Origin of the sequence: Sphingobium sp. S6 (assembly GCF_905120495.1) — a bacterium.
Lineage (GTDB): Bacteria > Pseudomonadota > Alphaproteobacteria > Sphingomonadales > Sphingomonadaceae > Sphingobium > Sphingobium agri.
Genome location: NZ_CAJHOG010000003.1, coordinates 343,331 through 363,752, shown reverse-complemented (window position 1 = coordinate 363,752; position 20,422 = coordinate 343,331). Strand labels below are relative to the sequence as shown.

Sequence of the window (20,422 nt, the reverse complement as noted above, 5' to 3'; positions counted from 1 at the left end):
TCATGGCGATGCAGCCGGAGCGCGCTATCTAGGCCAATCCGCGCGCCGGTCAAGCCTTGATGATAGCGGCCCGTTTACCCGCACAGGAAACGGCGGCTCGCGGTGAACCATCTTGTCAGCGCTTCGGCGGTATCGTCGGTCAGCGCGATGAACACGCGGCGCCCGTCATGCGGGTCAGCCTGCCGGTGAACGATGCCCTTGTCGGTCAGCGTACGGATCCAGCGCAACGCGGTCGTCGGCGGCACGGCCGAAGCGATGCAGAGGCTAGAGACCGACACGCGCTCCTGCTCCAGACGCGCTGCCAACAGGTCGAGCAGCATGTCCCATGCAGGATCGGCGAAAAGGTCGGCAGGCAGGAAATCCTCCCGCAGCCGCCGCGCGCGCAGCATGTCCCGCACCTGCGCCGCGCCAAGCGTTGCTTCCTTGGCGGGCGCTCGCTGCTCGCCCATCGGTTCGACAGCGGGCATACCGATATAGTCGCTCGCACGATCCGATATGCGGGGGCCCAAGGCAAAGGAAGGCATGGCATGGCGCGGGCGCGCCGTCAGCGCCTCCAACGTCCGGGCGAGGCGGCTGACTTCTTCGCTCAGTTGCTGCAGGCGAACGCCTTCGCTTTCCTGGTTCACCTCATGAAGTGCCCGCTGCGGCGTAGTGCCGCCCGCCGTCAGCAGCGCGGCGGCAAGATCGGCATGATCGGGTGTACAGAGCAGCTGCGTCCGCTCACTTCGCATGCAGGCGAAGGCTAAGTCCACGGTGTCGAGACCTGCGACCAGAATGACGGCCATGTCATTCTGCACCGCCAGCGTCTCCACTTGCACCAGCAGCCGCTCGAGCATGACAGATGGATGGGTGCAGAAGAGCAGGATGACATCGCAGCCCACCTGCATGTCGAGCCGCAGCATGGCCTGGTCCAGCGCTACTATGTCTAACAACCTGAACTGTGCCGCCTGCGCGATCCCGGCGACATCGTCGAGGAAGATATCGTCGGCGAGAATGAGCAGGCCCGCACGCGTGTCTCGCACCCCATATATATCTTCACCAGCGGCAACAAAGTCAGTCCGGGATCGATCCATTTCCACCTGTTAACTCCTGTCCCTGCTTTGTTCCTAACCTACCGCAATATTTCGGCCGTGCCGCTTCTCTCTCCTCCAAATCGGAGCATGCAAGCTTGTTCCTGATGTTGATGGTGGGTTTTGCCGTTGCATTTCACAGAGTTGAGTACGGCTACCGCCAAAATGGTCCGGCTTTTCCCCGAAATGGCGGGATGACAGGCCTAAGGAAACTGCATCCGGAACGGATGATCTTTCCGCTTTTTTTGATTTCAGACTGCCGTCCGCCGGGCAAAGTCGATGTAGAGTTCGCGCAAGCGGGTCGCGATCGGCCCAGTGCTGCCATTGCCGATAATGCGCCCGTCTATACGCACGACGGATTGGCAGAGCGTGGACGCGCTGGTGATGAAAGCTTCGCGTGCTCCCACCGCTTCGGCAACTGTAAAGGGGCGATGAACGACGGTCAGTCCACTTTCCTCCGCCAGCGCGGTGATGGCAGAGCCGGTGCACCCCGCCAGCACGGCTTGCGAATATGCGCGCGTGATGATGCCTTCATCCGTCACCAGGAAGGCCGTGGACGACGCGCCTTCGGTGACGAAGCCATCTTCCACCATCCAGGCCTCTTGCGCGCCCGCTTCGGCCGCAATCTGTTTCGCCATGGCTTGGGCCAGAAGGCCCACGCTCTTGATGTCGCGCCTCGCCCAGCGGAGGTCGGGCGTTGTGACCACTGCGATTCCGCTCTGTACAGCCGGAGAGTCGAGGAAGCGCTTGGCCTGCGTGAACATCACCAGAGTGGGCTCCAGACCGGGCGAGGGCAGGAAGTCCCGGACGGAGTCCGCACCCCGCGTCAATTGTAGATAGATCAGCCCTTCCTGAAGTCCGTTGCGGGCAGCCAGTTCTTTCTGTGCGGCCTCGATCTGTCCGGCCGGAAGAGGCAGCGAAAGGCCGATTGCCGCTGCCGAGCGCTCAAGCCGTGCCAGATGCGACGCGCTGTCGATCAGCCGTCCGTCGATGACGGCCGTCACTTCATAGACTGCCTCGGCGAAAAGAAATCCGCGATCGAGTACCGAAATCCGTGTTTCGGCAAGGGGCAGAAACTGACCATTATGATAGGCGATCGACATGAAGCGGCAAAATCCTTCGGCCAACATCGGCGGGTCGCGATGTTGCCGTGGCAGGGCCGTTGGTCAAGCAATGATCATCGGGCAAGGGCCTTCACTCTCTCGCCGATACCGCGCAAATCCTCGACAAAGCGCGCCCTTTCTTGCGCTTTGCGCGCTTCATCCGGCACCCGCAGCAGGAAACTGGGATGCACCGTTACCCAGGCTTCGATGCCGCTCTCTAGCGGGATGGGTGCGCCCCGGGTTCGGCTGATCGTCACCGCCTTTCCCAAGATGGCCCGTGCCGCCGTCGCGCCCATCGCAAGCAGCACGCGCGGACGGATCAGGTCCAACTCCTGATCCAGCCACCAGCGGCAGGCGTTGATCTCCGGCGTGTCCGGCGTCTGGTGGATGCGCCGTTTGCCGCGCCTCTCATGTTTGAAATGCTTGACGGCATTGGTGACGTAGATGCTTGCCCGGTCGATCCTTGCCTCTTCCAGGGCATGGTCAAGCAACTGTCCCGCCGGGCCGACGAAGGGCCGTCCCGCAAGATCTTCCTGATCGCCCGGCTGCTCCCCAACGATGACGAGCGCAGCGTCTAACGGCCCTTCGCCGAACACAGTCTGGGTGGCATCGCGATATAGATGACAGCGCGTGCAGCCTGCCGCTTCCTCGCGCAGGGCCGCCCAGGCGGCAGCCACGTTGCTGGGGCGGGCGGGTGCTTTGGGCGGGGTGGCGATCATGGCCGCCTCCCTTGCCTGCGCTCCGGCGACCAGGCCGGGGATGAGTGCCGCCTCGGGCAGATTGCGCCAATATTTCTTAGGCATCTCCGACAGCATGGCGCGCTGCTTGAGCCTGGCTGGATTGAATATTGAGGCATAATAGCTTTTCCACATGTCCTCGACCGGGTCGCCCGCAGGGGCATCCGTCTTCGATGCGCCCGGCCCTTCGCTCAGTCTTTCGCCATCCCAGAAAATGCTGACTTCGGGCGTCAGGATGGACCAGCGCATGGATGCAAAGCGGCGCACGAAAAAGCCCGCGTTCGCGCGGACGATATGATGGTCGGGTTCAAACCAGGCGACAAAGCGCGCGCCGTCATCATCCTGCACCTCCCGGAAGCGGACGAAGGCCCGCATCTTGTGAATGTCGCGGCGAACCGCTTTGGCCAGCACCTCAACCCTGCGGACCAGAGGATCGGCCTGGTCATCCATGCGCGTGCGCTGCTCGCGGACATCCAGCAGCAGTGCATAGAGCAGGGCAAAGCGCTCCGGATCGCGGTGCAATATCGCGCTTTCCGCCAACTCCAGAAAAGCGCGCGGAACGGAAAATGCGCCGCCGACTTGATCGGCAGGCGGCGGCTTGTCGAACGCCAGCAGCGATCCTGCATCTCCTTCGACCCGCCAATCTATGTCCTGAGGCGGCACGCCCGCCAGAGCGAAACGACGGGCAGCATCGCGCCACCCGTCGAAATCGTCCGGCCCGCTCAGCAGCGCCTGAAACATGGCGAAATCAGTCGGACGATTCCGCCCGCTCCAGCTCGGCGGGCTTGCGCCGCGCAAAGGTGGCGGCAAGCTTCACTTCTTCCTCGTCCGTCAGTTCAGCCGCTGCGTCGGGGAACATCTCCTCTTCTTCTTCCTCGATATGGTGCAGATAGCGCTTCTTGAGCTTGGCAAAGGTTTCACGCCATTCCGGACTGTTGAAGGCCTGCTCCTCTAATTCTTCCAGATAATCGTCGATTTCCTTATGTTCCGCGACGCTGTGCTGCGCATCTTCGCGCAGGTCGGGGCGGGCGAGCATCGTTGCGTAAAGCGTCTCTTCTTCGGCAGCCGCATGCGCGGTCACCTCGACGCGAAACTGCTCGAACAGTTTTTCCAGCCGGTCATGATCATCCTGCGCATCAGCCATCTTCTCGAACAGCTGACGATGGGCATCATGATCCTGCTTCAATTTGTCGAAAATCGTGGCCTTGGCCATGGGCGTGCTCCTCTTGGTCTAGAGGGCACAACGACAGGCAGGACGCTTTGGGTCCGCGGGTCAGCCGAACAGGAAGCGGAAGATGATGGCGACAGGAAGCCATAGCAGGCTGCAGGCAATGCTGCTCAGCCAAACCTGCGCAACATCCCGGCGGAAGCGCAAGCCCAGACCCGACATCGACAGGCCACTTTGATCCAGCATCTCCCAACGGCGCTCCATGCCACGGGCGATCATGGCATATCCGCCGATTGCGGCGATAAGAGCGAGGTGTAGTACCAGCGAGCCGCCCATCCGGGCGACGATAGCGATCTGAATGAGGCAGAAAACAACGAGTGCAGCGGCCAGATGGCTGCTCATGCGCTTGGCATAACGGCCGCCATGAGGCCGTACTGAATCACCATTGAATGCCGTTGCCACCAGCGCTGTCCCCTCGACCTTTATTGTTCTCAAGAAATCACGAAGAGCGGCACTTATCAACAGGGAAAACGGCTGTTCAACCGAAAAGCTCCAACTGTGCCGCGGGAGGAGTGAGCTGCCGCCGCAGATCGACCTTGTCGATCAGGTGCACCGGCCTCCAATCACTCGCGATCAAAAAGGGCCGCAATTTCACGATCGAGCTGGTCAGCCGCGCAACGTCATCCAGCCGAAGTCGGCGCACCCTGCGGCTGGCCAAGATGCGATCGACCGCCTTGACGCCAAGTCCCGGCACCCGAAGCAGCAATTCGCGGGGAGCGCAGTTCACGTCCACGGGGAACATGTCCCGATGCGCCAAGGCCCAGGCGAGCTTGGGATCGATGTCGAGTGGCAGATGTCCTGTCTGCGGATCGGTTGCCTGCTCCAGATCCTGCACTGAAAAGCCATAGAAGCGCATCATCCAATCCGACTGATACAGCCGATGCTCGCGCAGAAGGGGCGGGCGTTTGAGCGGCAGCACGCTACTGGCGGAAGGGATCGGCGAGAACGCGCTATAATAGACGCGGCGCAACGCGTGCCGATCATAAAGCGAGCGCGCACGCCGGATGATGGCCCGGTCATCCGCTTCGTCGGCTCCTACGATCATCTGCGTCGACTGCCCTGCGGGCGCGAAGCGTGGTGCATGGCGATACCGTTTTTTCGCATCGGCGGTATCTTCGATCGCCGTGCGCAGCCCCTTCATCGCTCCCTCGATGCGCTCGCCATTCTTTTCGGGCGCCAGTCGCCGCAAGCCTTGCTCTGTCGGCAATTCGACATTGATCGAGAGCCGGTCGGCATAGAGCCCCGCCTGATGGGTCAGTTCCGGGTCGGCATCGGGAATGGTCTTGAGGTGAATATAGCCGCGAAAATCATGTTCCTCCCGCAAGGCGCGGGCAACGCCGACCAGCTGCTCCATAGTATAATCAGAGGACCGGATGATCCCGGAGGACAGGAAAAGCCCTTCGATATAATTACGCCGGTAGAAGCTGAGCGTCAGGTCGACCACCTCTCGCACGGTGAAGCGCGCCCGGCGAACATCGCTCGACCGGCGGTTGATGCAATAATGGCAGTCGAAGATGCAGCTATTCGTCAGCAGGATTTTCAGCAGCGATATGCATCGTCCGTCAGGCGCATAAGCATGGCATATACCCATGCCCTCGGTCGACCCGATGCCGCCTTTGGGTCCGGACGTACTATCGCGCTTCTTCGTGCCCGACGATGCACATGACGCATCATATTTTGCTGCGTCGGCGAGGATTTCCAGTTTCTGCCGGATCGAAAGAACAGCCATGCGTTCACATTATGTTCTTTGTTCGCGCATGTCCTTGATCTAGATTGATCTGGCGCACCTGTTTCTTCAGGTCTTCCAACTCGGATCGATCCTGTCGATCAACCGGACCATGGCTTGAAAGTCGGGTACGCCCGGGCCTACTGGCAACTGCACCCCGCCGATATCGCGCTGATGGACCGCAATCACCTCTTCCGGAATATCGACCGGCGTCCCTGCCGCGCCCGTGGCGACCTGGATCTCGCAAGCGCGCTGGAGCATCCAGTGCAGGAGGAAAGCCTTGGGCAGGGTATCGGCCATGACCAGCGAGCCATGGTTGCGCAGCATCATCAGCCGCCGTTCGCCCAAATTGGCGATCAGCCGCTCGCCCTCTTCCGGCCGCAGCGTGATGCCTTCGAAATCATGATAGGCGATCCGGCCCGCGAACGCTGCCGCATAGAAATTGGTCGGCCGCAGCCCTTCCCTGGTGGCGCTGACCGCCATCGCGGCAGTGGTATGCGTATGGATGACGCAATGGGCATCGGGCAGATGCCGGTGAAAGACGCTATGCTGCGTGAACCCGGCCCGATTGACCGGATAGGCACTGCCGTCCAATATGTGGCCGTCGATATCGATCTTGACGAGGTTGGACGCGGTCACTTCCGAATAGAGCAGCCCGAACGGATTGATCAGGAAAGCACCATCCTCATCAGGCACGCTCAAGGTGATGTGGTTGTAGATCAACTCCGACCAGCCCATATGGTCGAATATGCGGTAGCAGGCAGCGAGCTGCCGGCGTGCCTCCCATTCGGCGGCTGACATCCCGGCAACAGGAACGGCGGTAGCCATGGCGATCCTCCTTTATCTTCTGCCCTGACTATCCACCCCACTGGCGCTCCTGTCGAGTGAAACGGCTTCGGGGTTGAATTTGGCCGAATCTGCTGGTAGGGCGCGCCCCACACGGCGCAGGCTGCCCTGCGACGACTCATCGCTATTAGTTTCGGTAGGCCCGTCGGGAAGGGTTTTGTTTCCCGGCGAACCGCCCGTTTTCGACTGGAGTTTGACTGGCTTATGCAAATCATCGTTCGCGACAACAATGTCGACCAGGCCCTGCGCGCGCTCAAGAAGAAGCTGCAGCGTGAGGGCGTGTATCGCGAGATGAAGCTGCGCCGTCACTACGAAAAGCCCTCGGAAAAGCGCGCCCGCGAAAAGGCGGCTGCGGTTCGCCGCGCGCGCAAGCTGGAGCGGAAGCGCGCCGAGCGCGACGGCGTCCGTTAAGGCGTTCGTTTCCATGGGGCGGCGCTTTGCCGCTCCATCCTGCTGATCATCCGCACCTGCGAGGCTTAGGTCCATGTCCACGACCGCTGTTCCCCTTCGTCCCATCGCCAAGGGGTCGCTGACGCGTCTCTGGATCGGCGTTGCCGCAGTGGCGATCGCCGCCGCTGGCCTCGCCTGGGCCGGACAGCGCGGCGTGGAGCCGTCACCTGCCAGCTATCTTGCCAGCAATGCGGGTGAAGACGGCGTGATCACGACGGACTCGGGTCTCCAGTACAAGGTTCTGGAAGAGGGCACCGGTCCCAGCCCGACCGCTGCGGACGTGGCGCTGGTCGGCTACAAGGGCACGCTCCTCGACGGCACTGTCTTCGATGAAAATGCCCAGACCGCGATGCCCGTAGATGGCGTCGTGCCGGGCTTTTCCGAAGGCCTGCAGAAGATGAAGAAGGGCGGCAAGTATCGCCTGTGGATTCCGCCGCAGCTCGGCTATGGCGAGCAGGCGGCCGGTCCGATCCCGGCGAATTCCGTGCTGGTCTTCGATGTGCAGCTGCATGATTTCAAGTCGAAGGCCGACATCATGCGCATGCAGCAGATGATGCAGCAGGGCGCGGTGCCGCCGCCGCTGCCGGGCAACTGATCGATTGGAATGGAAGTCAAAAAGGGCCCGCTAGTCGGGCCCTTTTTTCATTCAGCGACGATGATCGCCTTGGCGTCATCGCTGTCATTGATCGCTTTGGACCGCTCCTCCAGGTAAACCTTGATCATCGCGATGATCGGGTCGGCCAGGAACAGGCCCAAAATGCCAAACAAGGCGCCGAATATGATCTGCGCGGCAAGAACCAGTGCGGGCGCCAGATCGGTGGCGCGCTTGGCCACCATCGGGACGATCAGATAGCCGTCCACGATCTGCACCACCAGATAAACGCCGAATGCATAGAGGCCCGCATCCACGCCCGCCGAAAAGCCGACGAGCACGATCAATACGCCTGAAATGATCGACCCAATATTCGGTAGAAAGGCAAAGAGCCCCGTCAGAATGCCGAGAAGCCCCGCCATCGGCACGCCCCCGGCAAGCAGAAGCAGCCATGTTCCCACGCCCTCGACAGCCATGCCGATCAGCCGCCCGAACATCAGGCGGCGCAACGTCCAGCCCATCTTGTCCGCGACATTGTAGAAGCTGACTCTGCTGTTCATGGGGAGCATCCAGGCGACGCCTCGTTCGTACAATCGCGGATCAACGGCGATGAAGATGGCCAGCACCAGCATCATGACCCCGCTCGTCACCGCACCCATCATCGTGCTGACGGCGGCGGTCACCCGGCCGATCGAACTGAATGCCTGCGTCGCCAGGCTCTTGAAGTCATCAGGCGTGGTGGTGACACCCAATTGCTGCATCCAGCCGCCGATGCGCGTCACCTGTGCTTCCACGATCGTGCGCATGGCTTGCGCCTGTGCCGCCAGGCTCGCTCCGGTCAGGTAGAAGGTATAGCCCATGAACAGCAGTGCGGAGAGGAGCACGATCGCCAGCCGCCAGCCGCGGCCAATCGGCAATACCCGGCCGAGCAGGCGCGTGCCTCCGTCCATCATCGTCGTCAGCACCAGCGCGCCCAGTATCAGCATGATCGGTTGTGCCAGCAAGACAACGAGTGCGACCGCCACGGCCATGGCGATCCACACGCCAGCCCGCTTTATCTCATGCTGGACAAGCGGGCTGCGCAACTCGCTTGGGCCTGGCTCCTCGATGTGGACGTTTTTCCCGCTCAATCACCAGCCCCTTTGCGAATACATTATTTCGGGGGTGCAACGCTCTCCGGGCGCAAGCTGTTCCCTGCGCGACCGCTGCGGAAACCGTGGACCCAGGTCATGGGATCCCAGCTGGAATCACCGTCCAGCGAGAAGGTGATGAACTCCGCGCGTCCGCCGATCGCTTCCCAGGGCACAGGACCGCCGAGCCCATTTTCCTCAAGCGGGGCGCGGCTGTCGGCGCTGTTGTCCCGGTTATCGCCCATCAGGAACACATGATTTCGTGGCACGCGCACCGGACCATACCAATCCAGCGCGCTGGGTCCCATGTCGATCGTCAGATAGCTTTTGCCGTTGGGCAAAGTCTCTTGCCGCACGGGCAACTGGCAATAGTCCCGCCCGTCCGCACCTGTCGTGCGCGCTCCGGGAAACTGGGTGGGGGAGCAAGGGGCATTGCCATCGATCGGGATCAGGATCGGCTTGATCGCCTTCTGCGGCACCGCGACGCCGTTCAATATCACCTGTCCGCCCCGCACCTCGATAATGTCACCCGGCAGGCCGATCACGCGCTTGATGTAATCCTCGCGCCGATTGTGCGGCGACACGATGACGATGTCGCCACGGTCGGGCAATCGGCCGAAAATCCGGCCTTTCAAGAAGGGCAGGGGGTGGAAGCTCGGCGAAACATAGGACCAGCCGTAAGGGAATTTGCTGACCACAAGCCTGTCGCCCTTTAGCAGCACAGGCATCATCGACTCGCTGGGAATGTAGAAAGGCTTGGCGACGAAGCTGTGAAAGGCCAGCACCGCCAGGATCAAAAGCCCGATGCTCTTCACCTCATGCCACCAATCGACGGAACTCCTGTCCGTCCGTACCGGCGATGCCGCCGCTGGTTCTTCTGTGGCAAGCGGGTCGTTATCGCTCATGGGGGCTGCCGTTGTGGTGGGCGTTTCGGATAGTGGCGGGATAGCCGTCACTGGGGTAGGGCCTCAATGATGACGAATGCCTGCGCCCATGGATGATCATCGGTTAGCGTCAGGTGAATGACCGGCTTGTGACCATCGGGCATCATCGCCTGCAATCGTAGAAGCGCGCCCCCGGTAAGCTCCAACGTGGGCGCGCCGCCTGCGCGATTGACGACGCCGATATCCTTCATGAACACGCCACGGTTGAAACCAGTGCCAACGGCTTTGGAGAAGGCCTCTTTCGCAGCGAACCGTTTTGCCAGCGTCCCAGCCTTGGTGAAGGGCCGCCGGTCCGCCTTGGCCCGTTCAACCTCGGTGAAGACCCGCTGTTCGAACCGCGCTCCGAACCGATCCAGCGAATTCTGGATACGCTCTATATTGCAGAGGTCAGAGCCGAGGCCGATGATCAACGCACCAAGTCCATCTGCCGCCGCATTTCTCGGATGCTGCTCTCCAGCCCGCTGAATATCGCCTCGCCGATGAGGAAGTGGCCGATGTTGAGTTCGGCGACTTGCGGAATCGCCGCCACGGGGCCGACATTGTCGAAAGTCAGACCGTGGCCGGCATGGGGTTCGATCCCGTTCTTGGCCGCCAATGCCGCAGCGTCCGCCAGGCGCCGCAACTCGTCGGCGCGCTCTGATCCCGACAGATGGGCATAGCGACCCGTGTGAAACTCAACGACTGGCGCGCCAAGGCGCATCGCCGCTTCGATCTGGGCCGGATCAGGTTCGATGAAAAGGCTGACGCGTATCCCGGCGTCGCCCAGCGCTCCGACGATCGGCCTCAGCATCTCGATCTGGCCCGCCGCGTCCAGACCGCCTTCGGTCGTCCGCTCTTCGCGCTTTTCCGGCACGATACATGCGGCATGCGGGCGATGCTTGAGCGCAATGCCCAGCATCTCCTGCGTCGCCGCCATCTCCAGGTTGAGCGGCACGGTAAGCGCCGCCATCAAAGTGGCGATGTCCTCGTCCCTTATGTGCCGACGGTCCTCGCGAAGATGGGCCGTTATGCCGTCTGCACCCGCCTTCACGGCCAGCAGCGCAGCCTTGACCGGGTCTGGATGCTCTCCCCCCCGCGCGTTCCGGATGGTGGCAACATGGTCGATGTTGACACCCAGGCGCAGGTGGGCGGGGGCTTGCTGCATGATGCCTATTGTTTCCGGCTTCCGGGCTTGATTGCGGGAATGGCCGCCAGTTCGGGCGGCACATCCTCGGCTTCATAGACCGGGAAGTTGATGCTGACGAGCGGGTAGAATGGAACGCCCAGGTCCACTTCACCTGCGGATCGATCGACCAGCGCGACTTCCGCGACCACGATACCGCCTTCGGCTTCCACGGCTTCAATCGCCTGGCGCGACGACAGGCCGGTGGTCACGACGTCCTCTACCATCAGCACCTTCTGGCCCGGCGTGATGCTGAAGCCCCGCCGCAGTTCAAACGTGCCTTCCGGCCTTTCGAGAAAGACGGCATCCTTATCAAGCGCGCGGCCTACTTCATGGCCGATGATAAGGCCGCCCATCGCCGGGGAAACGACAAGGTCGATCTCCTGCCGCATTTCACGCGGCAGCTGCTGCACGACGGCCCGGGCGAGGCGGCCTGCGCGCTCGGCGTTCATCAATACGCGCGCGCATTGCAGGTAATTGGCGCTGCGGCGGCCCGAGGACAGGATGAAATGCCCTTCCAGCAAGGCTCCTGCCGCCCTGAATTCTGCCAGTACTTCCTCGTCGGTCATCCGGTTTATCGATCCATCAGCATTTGCCCCGGCCGCTTCGGGCCGTCCGGCACATATCTTTTAACATGGGTAACCATGATCGCGCCCCTGTGCGCGAGGTGCGAGATAGGCGGACGGCCGGGGCGTTGCAACAGCGAAGAAAATCTGCTCCTGCCCGCTTGAGGCAGGAAAAAAGCATGCCTATAAGCCGCGGCAGACCGACCGGGCGGAGGGGGACGTGTATGCGCGCGCCTTCGTTGCAGCGGCGCCAAGGGGTTACGGGGTAAGAAGACGCTTATGAAAATGGTGAAATCGCTCGTTCTCGCCGGGTTGCTGGCCTTTGCGCCTGCATCGGCGTTGAACAGTCAGGCGCTGGCGCAGGATAATTCTGCCGTCGCTGCCGCTGCGGACAATGCTGCCGCCCCGGCCGAATCGGCTGGCAACGCTGCGGCCCCCGCTGCCGAAGCTGCGAAGGTAGCCGCGCCTGCCCGGATGAAGCCGACCGAAGGCATCGGCATGCCGCGTCCGGGTGAAATCACCTTGCAGGAACAGTTCAGCCCGACTGGCCACACCGCCCGTTGGTTGCATGACGTGCTGCTCCTGCCGCTCATCACGATCATCTCGGTCTTCGTCCTGCTCCTGATGATCTATGTCATGGTGCGATTCCGCCGCAGCGCCAATCCGGTGCCGTCCAAGACGTCGCATAACGCCTTGATCGAGGTGCTCTGGACCGTGGTCCCCGTCATCATCCTCCTGGTGATCGCGGTGCCCTCGATTGGCTTGCTGGCCGATCAGTACAAGCCTGCTCCCAAGGATGCGGTCACGGTGAAGGTAACTGGCTACCAGTGGTACTGGGGCTATGAATATCCCGACAACGGCATCCCCGAATTCGTCTCGAACATGCTGCCCAAGGAAAAGGCCGAGGCGAATGGCGAGCCCTATCTGCTGGCGTCCGATACCCGCTTGGTTCTTCCCGCTGGCCGCCCGATCAAGCTGATCATCACCGGCGCCGACGTGATCCATGCCTTCGCCGTGCCTTCGCTCTGGGTGAAGATGGACGCTGTGCCGGGCCGTCTCAATGAGAAGACCTTCACCATTGAGAAGCCGGGTGTCTATTACGGCCAATGTTCCGAACTGTGCGGCGCGCGTCACGCCTTCATGCCGATCGCGATCGAGGCGCTGCCTCCCGCCCAGTTCGACCAGTGGGTCCTCTCGCAGGGTGGCAAGCTGCAAGGTGCTGCCCCGGCGGCTCCCGCCGCTGCTGTTCCGGCAGCACCTGACGCCGCCCCCGCCGAAAAGCTTTGATGTAAGGGCATAACGCCATGACCACGATTACTGCAGATCATCACGGCGATCATGCTCATGATCATCATGACGCCGATCACAAGCCAGCCTTCTTCCAGCGCTGGTTCATGTCGACGAACCACAAGGACATCGGCACTCTCTACCTGATCTTCGCGATCCTCGCCGGCGTGATCGGCGGCGCGATTTCAGGCCTGATGCGGGCCGAACTGGCTCAACCGGGCATCCAGTATCTTCATACTTGGGCCCAGATGACCGATGGCCCTTCGGCCACGCTCGACCAGGCCTATCACCTCTGGAACGTGCTGATCACCGCGCACGGTCTAATCATGGTTTTCTTCATGGTTATGCCTGCAATCATCGGCGGCTTCGGCAACTGGTTCGTGCCGATCATGATCGGCGCGCCGGACATGGCCTTCCCGCGCATGAACAACATCAGTTTCTGGCTGCTGATCCCCGCCTTTGCGCTGCTGCTTGGTTCGACCTTTGTGCCCGGCGGTACGGGCAACGGTGCGGGTACGGGCTGGACCGTCTATGCTCCGCTTTCGACGAGCGGCTCTGCAGGCCCTGCCGTGGACATGGCCATCTTGTCGCTCCACATCGCGGGCGCCAGCTCCATCCTGGGCGCGGTCAACTTCATCACCACCATCCTAAACATGCGCGCGCCGGGCATGACCCTGCACAAGATGCCGCTGTTCGTATGGTCGGTGCTGGTCACCGCTTTCCTTTTGCTGCTCGCGCTGCCGGTTCTGGCTGCTGCGATCACCATGCTGCTGACCGATCGCAACTTCGGCACGACTTTCTATGATGCTGCCGGCGGTGGCGATCCGGAGCTCTACCAGCATCTGTTCTGGTTCTTCGGCCACCCCGAAGTGTACATCATGATCTTGCCGGGCTTCGGCATCATCAGTCAGATCGTTTCGACCTTCAGCCGCAAGCCGGTGTTCGGTTATCTGGGCATGGCATATGCCATGGTCGCGATCGGCGTCGTCGGGTTCGTCGTGTGGGCGCACCACATGTTCACCACCGGCATGTCGGTGAACGTGAAGATGTACTTCACTGCCGCAACCATGGTGATTGCGGTGCCTACGGGCATCAAGATATTCTCCTGGATCGCGACGATCTGGGGCGGTTCGATCAGCTACAAGACTCCGATGGTTTGGGCTTTGGGCTTCATCTTCCTGTTCACCGTGGGCGGCGTCACGGGCGTGGTCCTCGCGAATGGTGGTGTCGATGACGTGCTGCATGACACCTACTACGTCGTGGCTCATTTCCACTATGTGCTTTCGCTGGGTGCCGTCTTCGGTCTCTTCGCTGGCTTCTACTACTGGTTCCCGAAGATGTCGGGCCGCATGTACAGCGAATTCCTGGGGCACTTGCACTTCTGGGTGTTCTTCGTCGGCGTGAACCTGCTGTTCTTCCCGATGCACTTCCTTGGCCTGTCGGGCATGCCCCGCCGCTATCCTGACTATCCGGAGGCATTTGCCTACTGGAACAGCGTGGCGAGCCATGGATATGAGATCATGGCGGTGGGCGTGCTGATATTCTTCGTGAACGTCTTCTGGTCGCTTGCATTCGGTAAGAAAGCGGAAGGCAATCCATGGGGTGAAGGTGCAACGACGCTGGAATGGACGTTGCCCAGCCCGCCGCCGTTCCACCAGTTCGAAACGCTGCCGGTCATCGACTGACGGCTGGTCAGAAGGAAAGCATCCAGTAGGATGCCGGGTAGCGATAAAGATCGCAGGCCCAAAGTTAGCAGTCCCGGCGCCCCTGATGGCGCCGGGCTGCCGCATGAGGAGCATATGGCAAGTTCGCCGTTCATGACCGGGAGCGCCGCTTCCACGATGCCTGCACATTGGCGGGATTTCATCGCGTTGACCAAGCCGCGTGTAATGACCTTGGTGGTCTTCACGGGCCTGTGCGGACTCCTTGCTGCGCCGGGCCATATTCACCCCGTATTGGCCTTCACGGCTATTCTTTGCATTGCGCTCGGAGCGGGAGCGGCCGCCAGCCTCAACCAATGGTATGAGGCGGACATTGACGCCAAGATGAAGAGGACTGCGAACAGGCCGTTACCTGCCGGACGGATGGATCGCCAATCGGCGCTTCACTTCGGCGTCGGCCTCTCATTCTTTTCGGTTCTGCTGATGGGTGTGGCGACCAACTGGCTCGCGGCTTCCATTCTGGCCGTGTCGATCCTCTACTATGTTTTTATCTATACCATTTGGCTGAAGCCTCGGACCGCCCAGAACATCGTGATCGGCGGCGCTGCTGGCGCCTTTCCTCCGGTGATCGGTTGGGCGGCGGTAACGGGTGATGTGGGCGCGCTGCCGGTCGCGCTCTTCATGCTCACCTTCTTCTGGACGCCGCCGCACTTCTGGGCTCTCGCGCTGTTTGTGAAGACCGATTACTCCGCTGCCAATATTCCGATGCTGCCGGTGGTATCCGGCGAGGTCGCAACGCGTCGGCAAATCTGGTTCTACACAGCTATCATGGCGGCTGCGGCTATGGCGCCAGTTCTGCTGCGCCTTACTGGTTTGATCTACGGGCTCACGGCGCTGCTGGGGACGGGTTTGTTCGTGATATTTGCGTTTGACGTGTTTCGGCGTCGTGAAACAGACCCCAGCCGGATGGGACCCGAACGGCGGCTGTTCAAATATTCGATCCTTTACCTGTTTGCGCTGTTCGGCGCGGTCGTCGTTGATCGTTGGGTGTTCGCATGACGCCTGAAGAGGAAAAGCAGGTCCGCAGCCGACAGAAGTCGCGTGCCCTTGTGACGGGGCTACTGCTGGCCGCGCTTGTGATTCTCTTTTACGCGATCACGATTGTGAAAATCGGCGGAGGGCATTGATGGCCAGTCTGCCGCCCTCGCCATTCGATCGCGACCGGCGTAACCGGCGTACACTGGTCGTGATGGCCGGGGTGGGATTGGCTATGCTGGGACTCGGGTTCGCTTCGGTTCCACTGTACCGGATATTCTGCCAGCAGACAGGCTTTGGTGGCACGACCCAGCGAGCAGCCGCTGATGTCAAGTTGCAGCCGGTTGCCGGTCACACATTCTCAATCCGCTTCGACTCCAATGTTCAACCCGGCATGCCTTGGAAATTCTATCCTGAGCATCGCACCGATACCGTCACCGTGGGCGCGCGCGACATGGCGATCTTCATCGCGAAGAACATGTCGGACAAGCCCGTCACCGGCACGGCCAGCTTCAACGTGACGCCTACGCAGGCTGGCGCTTACTTCACGAAAATCCAGTGCTTCTGCTTTACCCAGCAAACTTTGCAGCCGGGTGAGCAGGTGCGCATGCCGGTTATTTATTATGTCGATCCGAAAATCCTGAATGATCCCGACAATAGAGACACGCAGGAAATTACGCTGAGCTACACCTTCTATCCTGTTGAGCAGGACAAGAAGCCGAGCTAAGGCAATCCACGATAACGCGAACGCGAACAGGGAAGAGTACGTCATGGCAGGCGCCAAGCAGCACGATTATCATATTCTACCGCCCAGCATCTGGCCACTATTCGGTTCTATGTCGGCGCTGGTCATGGCGATGGGCGCGATCATGTGGATGCACCCCGACGCCATGCCTGCTGGTGGCGGATGGGTATTCCTGATCGGCGTCGCGGGCGTGCTGTTCACCATGTACAGCTGGTGGGCCAATGTTATCGCGGAAGCGCATGCCGGTGACCATACGCCGGTCGTGCAGCTGCACCTGCGCTATGGCATGATCCTGTTCATCGCTTCGGAAGTCATGTTTTTCGTCGGCTGGTTCTGGGCCTTCTTCGACTTCTCGCTGTTCCCGAGCCAGCTCGCGCCGATCGAAGGGATGTTCCCGTCCAAGGGCATCGAGGTGATGAACGCGTTCGAGCTGCCCTTGCTCAATACGCTGATCCTGCTCTGCTCGGGCACGACCGTGACCTGGGCGCACCACGCGCTGATCCACGGCGACCGTGAAGGCCTTAAGAAGGGGCTGTGGTTGACCGTTATTCTTGGCCTGCTGTTCTCCTCGATCCAGGCCTATGAATATGCCCATGCCCCGTTCCCGTTCGGCGGCAGCCCCTATAGCTCGGCCTTCTACATGGCGACCGGCTTCCACGGCTTCCACGTTCTGGTCGGGACGATCTTCCTGATCGTCAATCTCGTGCGCGCCTATAAGGGCCACTTCACCCCGCGTCAGCATTTCGGCTTCGAGGCTGCGGCCTGGTACTGGCACTTCGTCGACGTGGTGTGGCTGTTCCTGTTCGTCGCCATCTATGTATGGGGCGGCTGGGGCGCTCCGATGCACGGCGGCTAAGGACTGCACCTTATTCATCAAGCGAACGGCCGGTATCACCCGGCCGTTTTCTTTTGGGCGGAAGATAATTATGCCTACCCTTATGCTTCCCTCCGGCTCCGCTCCGCCCGCTCCATCTTGCCTGCCTCGGCTTTGGGGCCAGATGTCTTCTGTGTGCGGAGTTGCTGTACGAAAAGCTCTCCCATTGGCGCTGGTCGAACAAACCATGCCGCAGGCGAGCTGCTGGCGGGTAGCCGGTCGAACACATTCGTCTCTCGCTTCGCTCTTCCTATGGGGGTTTTGGGCAAGGTCGAGGTTTTGGGAGTGTCCAACATTATGACCTCGCGCCGCATCCCTCTTTTCGCCAGCATCATCGTCGCGGGCGCCGTGCTGGTCATGATCGGTCTTGGCATCTGGCAATTGCAGCGCCGCGGCGAGAAAGAAGCGATGCTGGCCCTTGCATCGTCCAATCCAACCAAGCCGACCGTCAGCTTCCCGCAAATGGCGCCTGTTCCCGTCGAACTGCTCTTTCGGCGGTCATCCCTTCACTGCCTGACTGTCGTGGGCTGGCAGACCGAAGCGGGCCGGGCGGCCGATGGATCGGTCGGCTATCGCTATATCGCGCAATGTTCGACAGGAGCAGAGGGCCCGGGAGCGCTCGTCGCCCTGGGCGTCGCCAAGCAGCCGGACCTGAAGCCCGATTGGAGCGGCGGGCAAGTCAAAGGCTGGATATCGGAGGAGCGGGACCACCGCACATTGCTGTCACGTTTCACCGCCAACGCCTTGCCGCTGCGCCCGATGCTGATTGCCGGGAGTGCGCCGCAAGGCCTGAAGCCGATCGCTCCGCCAAGCGTCAAGGATGTCCCGAACAATCATCTGGCCTACGCGATCCAATGGTTCTTCTTCGCCGCCGTCGCGGTGATTATCTATGTGCTTGCCCTCCGCCGGCGGCCCACTCCGCCGCCCGATCCTTCGTAAAGGCTTGCTCCCGGGCCCCGGGCCCGTTACCGCGCTTCCCCATCATGCAATATGTGAGCACCAGGGGAAGCGCGCCTGCGCTGGGTTTCGAGGATGTGACGCTGGCTGGGCTGGCGTCCGATGGCGGCCTCTATGTTCCGGAAAGCTGGCCGCGCTTTTCGGAAGCGGACATAAGGGCGCTCGCTGGCCTTTCCTATGTCGAGACGGCTGTGCGCGTCATGGCGCCCTATGTCGCCGGCTCGCTCAGCGAAGACGAACTGCGCGAGCTGTGCACCGCCGCCTATGGCCGTTTCAGCCATAAGGCGGTTACGCCGTTGGTGCAGTTGGATCATCAGCATTGGCTGCTGGAACTGTTCCACGGGCCGACCCTGGCTTTCAAGGATGTCGCGCTGCAACTGCTGGGGCAGTTGTTCGAGCGGTTCCTGTCCCGCCGCGACGATCATCTGACGATTGTCGGCGCAACCTCGGGCGACACCGGCTCTGCCGCGATCGACGCCGTTGCCGGGCGTGAGAAGATCGACATCTTCATGCTGCATCCGGAAGGCCGCGTATCTGACGTGCAGCGCCGCCAGATGACCACAGTGCGCGCGCCGAACGTTCATAACATCGCGATCGAAGGCAGCTTCGACGATGCGCAGGCGCTCGTGAAGGCGATGTTCAACGATCCGGCCTTCTCGACGAAGTTCAACCTGTCGGCGGTGAACAGCATCAACTGGGCGCGGTTGATGGCCCAGGTGGTCTATTATTTCTACGCCGCCGTAAGGCTGGGGGCGCCGGAGCGGCAGGTCGCCTTTTCCGTGCCCACCGGCAATTTCGGCGATGTGTTCGCGGGCTATGTCGCGGCGCAGATGGGTCTTCCGGTTGCCAAGCTGATGGTCGCGACCAATGTGAACGACATTCTGCACCGCGCGCTGGCCGACGGTGACTATAGCCAGGGCCAGGTCGTTCAGACGTCCACGCCCAGCATGGATATCCAGATCAGTTCGAACTTCGAGCGCCTGCTGTTCGATGCCGGCGGGCGCGGCGGCTCAGCCCTGGCCGAACAGATGAAAGGGTTCGAAACGAGCCGGGCGATGCGCCTTACCAACGCGCAGAGAGCCGGAGCGGCGAAGCTGTTCTCTTCGGCGCGCGTCGATGGGGACGCGATGAACATGGCCATTCGCTGGGCCTTTGATGGCGCTGGTCAGGTCATCGACCCTCATACCGCCGTCGGCCTGGCCGCCGCGCGGGGGATGGAGGTGGAGGCAGGCGTGCCGATCGTCACGCTTGCGACGGCACATCCCGCCAAGTTCCGGGAGGCCGTGGAGCGTGCCACCGGGCTTCGTCCGCCTCTGCCTACGCGCATGGGTGACCTGTTCGCCCGTGAGGAGGCCTATGCCAAGCTGCCCGCGACCTTTGAGGCGATCACCGCCTATGTCGCGGAGCGCGCTACGCCGCGAGCATGAAGCTCGACACGCTCATAGGCGAGCCGTGGGCGGACTATGGCCTGATCGATTCGGGTCATCGCCGCAAGCTTGAGCGCTATGGTCGCTATCGCTTCATCCGGCCCGAGCCGCAGGCGATGTGGGCCCCCGCGAGTGCCGACTGGCAAGCCGATGGCGAATTCGTGCCGGGATCAGACGAAGAAGGCGGCGGCCGTTGGTTCTATGATCGGCCGGTGCCTGCCGAAGGTTGGCCGCTCAGCTGGAACGACGTGACGTTCCAGGCGAGTTGCACGCCCTTCCGGCACCTTGGCTTCTTTCCCGACATGGCGCCGGTGTGGAACTGGATGCGCGAGCAGACAGCCGGGCTGGATCAGCCGCAGATCATGAACCTGTTCGGCTATACCGGCGTCGGCACCTTGGCGATGTCGGCGACCGGGGCGCAGATGGTGCATGTCGATGCATCGAAGAAATCGGTCGCCCAGGCGCGGTCCAACGCCGCCGCGTCGGGAATGGAAGACCGCCCGGTTCGCTGGATCGTCGACGATGCCGCCAAGTTCGTGGCCCGCGAGGTCCGGCGGGGGCGGCGCTATGACGGCATATTGCTCGACCCGCCCAAATATGGCCGTGGGCCGGATGGCGAAGTCTGGAGGCTGGAAGAGGATCTGCCCCGGTTGATCGCGGATTGCCGCCGCCTGCTGGACGCCGACAGCCGGTTCCTGTTCCTGACCGTCTATGCCGTGCGCATGTCTGCTTTGGCGATCGGGGAGTTACTGAAGCAGGCCTTTGCCGACCTTCCGGGTGCGGTGGAAGCGGGCGAATTGGCGGTGCGCGAAGAGGCGAGAGGGTTGGAGCTGCCCACGGCTATTTGGGCGCGCTGGCGGCGTTAGGGGTGCGCGCTTTGGA

Annotated in this window: 23 protein-coding genes; 11 read left to right on the top strand and 12 right to left on the bottom strand. The window is 61.8% G+C overall.

Annotated features, from left to right (window positions below; genetic code table 11):
* Window positions 1–74: 74 nt before the first annotated feature.
* From SPHS8_RS12440 to SPHS8_RS12410, 7 genes are all read right to left on the bottom strand, one after another.
* Entirely contained in the window at window positions 75–1,073 is a 999-nt protein-coding gene (locus SPHS8_RS12440; protein WP_201515930.1) for a winged helix DNA-binding protein, read from the bottom strand.
* A 248-nt stretch (window positions 1,074–1,321) separates the two neighbouring features.
* Window positions 1,322–2,173: a D-amino-acid transaminase gene (locus tag SPHS8_RS12435; RefSeq protein ID WP_201515783.1), complete on the bottom strand. Its 852-nt coding sequence runs from the start codon at window positions 2,171–2,173 to the stop codon at window positions 1,322–1,324.
* Between the two features lie 74 nt (window positions 2,174–2,247).
* On the bottom strand, window positions 2,248–3,651 hold the full coding sequence (locus tag SPHS8_RS12430) for a UdgX family uracil-DNA binding protein (RefSeq protein ID WP_201515782.1): 1,404 nt from the start codon (window positions 3,649–3,651) through the stop codon (window positions 2,248–2,250).
* Window positions 3,652–3,658: 7 nt separating this feature from the next.
* On the bottom strand, window positions 3,659–4,123 hold the full coding sequence (locus SPHS8_RS12425; RefSeq protein WP_201515781.1) for a hemerythrin domain-containing protein: 465 nt from the start codon (window positions 4,121–4,123) through the stop codon (window positions 3,659–3,661).
* A 60-nt stretch (window positions 4,124–4,183) separates the two neighbouring features.
* A complete protein-coding gene (locus SPHS8_RS12420; protein ID WP_443018571.1) occupies window positions 4,184–4,540 on the bottom strand; it encodes a hypothetical protein in 357 nt (118 codons plus the stop codon).
* A 76-nt stretch (window positions 4,541–4,616) separates the two neighbouring features.
* Window positions 4,617–5,867, bottom strand: a complete 1,251-nt coding sequence (locus SPHS8_RS12415) for a putative DNA modification/repair radical SAM protein (protein ID WP_201515780.1) — start codon at window positions 5,865–5,867, stop codon at window positions 4,617–4,619.
* Between the two features lie 66 nt (window positions 5,868–5,933).
* Entirely contained in the window at window positions 5,934–6,692 is a 759-nt protein-coding gene (locus tag SPHS8_RS12410) for a class II aldolase/adducin family protein (RefSeq protein WP_201515779.1), read from the bottom strand.
* 222 nt (window positions 6,693–6,914) lie between these two features.
* Between SPHS8_RS12410 and rpsU the strand changes: the two genes are divergently transcribed.
* Window positions 6,915–7,121 (top strand): 30S ribosomal protein S21, encoded by a 207-nt coding sequence (rpsU, locus tag SPHS8_RS12405; protein WP_004208618.1) that lies wholly within the window; start codon window positions 6,915–6,917, stop codon window positions 7,119–7,121.
* 73 nt (window positions 7,122–7,194) lie between these two features.
* Window positions 7,195–7,755, top strand: a complete 561-nt coding sequence (locus tag SPHS8_RS12400; RefSeq protein WP_097092455.1) for an FKBP-type peptidyl-prolyl cis-trans isomerase — start codon at window positions 7,195–7,197, stop codon at window positions 7,753–7,755.
* Window positions 7,756–7,802: 47 nt separating this feature from the next.
* Here the strand turns inward: SPHS8_RS12400 and SPHS8_RS12395 are convergent, their stop codons facing one another.
* The 5 genes from SPHS8_RS12395 to pyrE form a co-directional block, all read right to left on the bottom strand.
* On the bottom strand, window positions 7,803–8,837 hold the full coding sequence (locus tag SPHS8_RS12395) for an AI-2E family transporter (protein ID WP_443018576.1): 1,035 nt from the start codon (window positions 8,835–8,837) through the stop codon (window positions 7,803–7,805).
* Between the two features lie 68 nt (window positions 8,838–8,905).
* Window positions 8,906–9,787: a signal peptidase I gene (gene lepB, locus SPHS8_RS12390; protein ID WP_201515777.1), complete on the bottom strand. Its 882-nt coding sequence runs from the start codon at window positions 9,785–9,787 to the stop codon at window positions 8,906–8,908.
* A gap of 47 nt (window positions 9,788–9,834) precedes the next feature.
* Complete coding sequence (gene acpS / locus SPHS8_RS12385; RefSeq protein ID WP_097092452.1) at window positions 9,835–10,236, bottom strand: holo-ACP synthase; 402 nt, start codon at window positions 10,234–10,236, stop codon at window positions 9,835–9,837.
* Complete coding sequence (locus tag SPHS8_RS12380; protein ID WP_201515776.1) at window positions 10,233–10,970, bottom strand: pyridoxine 5'-phosphate synthase; 738 nt, start codon at window positions 10,968–10,970, stop codon at window positions 10,233–10,235. Before SPHS8_RS12380 ends, acpS begins: the two co-directional genes overlap by 4 nt.
* A gap of 5 nt (window positions 10,971–10,975) precedes the next feature.
* The gene (gene pyrE, locus SPHS8_RS12375) at window positions 10,976–11,557 is read right to left on the bottom strand and encodes an orotate phosphoribosyltransferase (protein ID WP_097092450.1); all 582 of its coding nucleotides are present in this window, start codon (window positions 11,555–11,557) and stop codon (window positions 10,976–10,978) included.
* Between the two features lie 276 nt (window positions 11,558–11,833).
* On the opposite strand from pyrE, the gene coxB reads away from it, so the two are divergent.
* From coxB to SPHS8_RS12335, 9 genes are all read left to right on the top strand, one after another.
* Window positions 11,834–12,841, top strand: coding sequence for a cytochrome c oxidase subunit II (coxB, locus tag SPHS8_RS12370; RefSeq protein ID WP_201515775.1), 1,008 nt, complete (start codon window positions 11,834–11,836; stop codon window positions 12,839–12,841).
* A 17-nt stretch (window positions 12,842–12,858) separates the two neighbouring features.
* Window positions 12,859–14,526 (top strand): cytochrome c oxidase subunit I, encoded by a 1,668-nt coding sequence (gene ctaD, locus SPHS8_RS12365; protein WP_097092448.1) that lies wholly within the window; start codon window positions 12,859–12,861, stop codon window positions 14,524–14,526.
* 114 nt (window positions 14,527–14,640) lie between these two features.
* Window positions 14,641–15,561: a heme o synthase gene (locus tag SPHS8_RS12360; RefSeq protein ID WP_201515928.1), complete on the top strand. Its 921-nt coding sequence runs from the start codon at window positions 14,641–14,643 to the stop codon at window positions 15,559–15,561.
* Window positions 15,558–15,689 (top strand): hypothetical protein, encoded by a 132-nt coding sequence (locus SPHS8_RS20605; RefSeq protein ID WP_255254778.1) that lies wholly within the window; start codon window positions 15,558–15,560, stop codon window positions 15,687–15,689. The genes SPHS8_RS12360 and SPHS8_RS20605 overlap by 4 nt, the downstream gene beginning before the upstream one ends.
* Complete coding sequence (locus SPHS8_RS12355; protein ID WP_097092446.1) at window positions 15,689–16,264, top strand: cytochrome c oxidase assembly protein; 576 nt, start codon at window positions 15,689–15,691, stop codon at window positions 16,262–16,264. The genes SPHS8_RS20605 and SPHS8_RS12355 overlap by 1 nt, the downstream gene beginning before the upstream one ends.
* Before the next feature lie 43 nt (window positions 16,265–16,307).
* A complete protein-coding gene (locus tag SPHS8_RS12350; RefSeq protein WP_097092445.1) occupies window positions 16,308–17,138 on the top strand; it encodes a cytochrome c oxidase subunit 3 in 831 nt (276 codons plus the stop codon).
* A gap of 315 nt (window positions 17,139–17,453) precedes the next feature.
* Window positions 17,454–18,095: an SURF1 family protein gene (locus SPHS8_RS12345; RefSeq protein WP_201515774.1), complete on the top strand. Its 642-nt coding sequence runs from the start codon at window positions 17,454–17,456 to the stop codon at window positions 18,093–18,095.
* Window positions 18,096–18,139: 44 nt separating this feature from the next.
* A complete protein-coding gene (gene thrC, locus SPHS8_RS12340; protein WP_201515773.1) occupies window positions 18,140–19,540 on the top strand; it encodes a threonine synthase in 1,401 nt (466 codons plus the stop codon).
* Entirely contained in the window at window positions 19,537–20,406 is an 870-nt protein-coding gene (locus tag SPHS8_RS12335; protein WP_201515772.1) for a class I SAM-dependent methyltransferase, read from the top strand. Before thrC ends, SPHS8_RS12335 begins: the two co-directional genes overlap by 4 nt.
* Window positions 20,407–20,422: the final 16 nt, after the last annotated feature.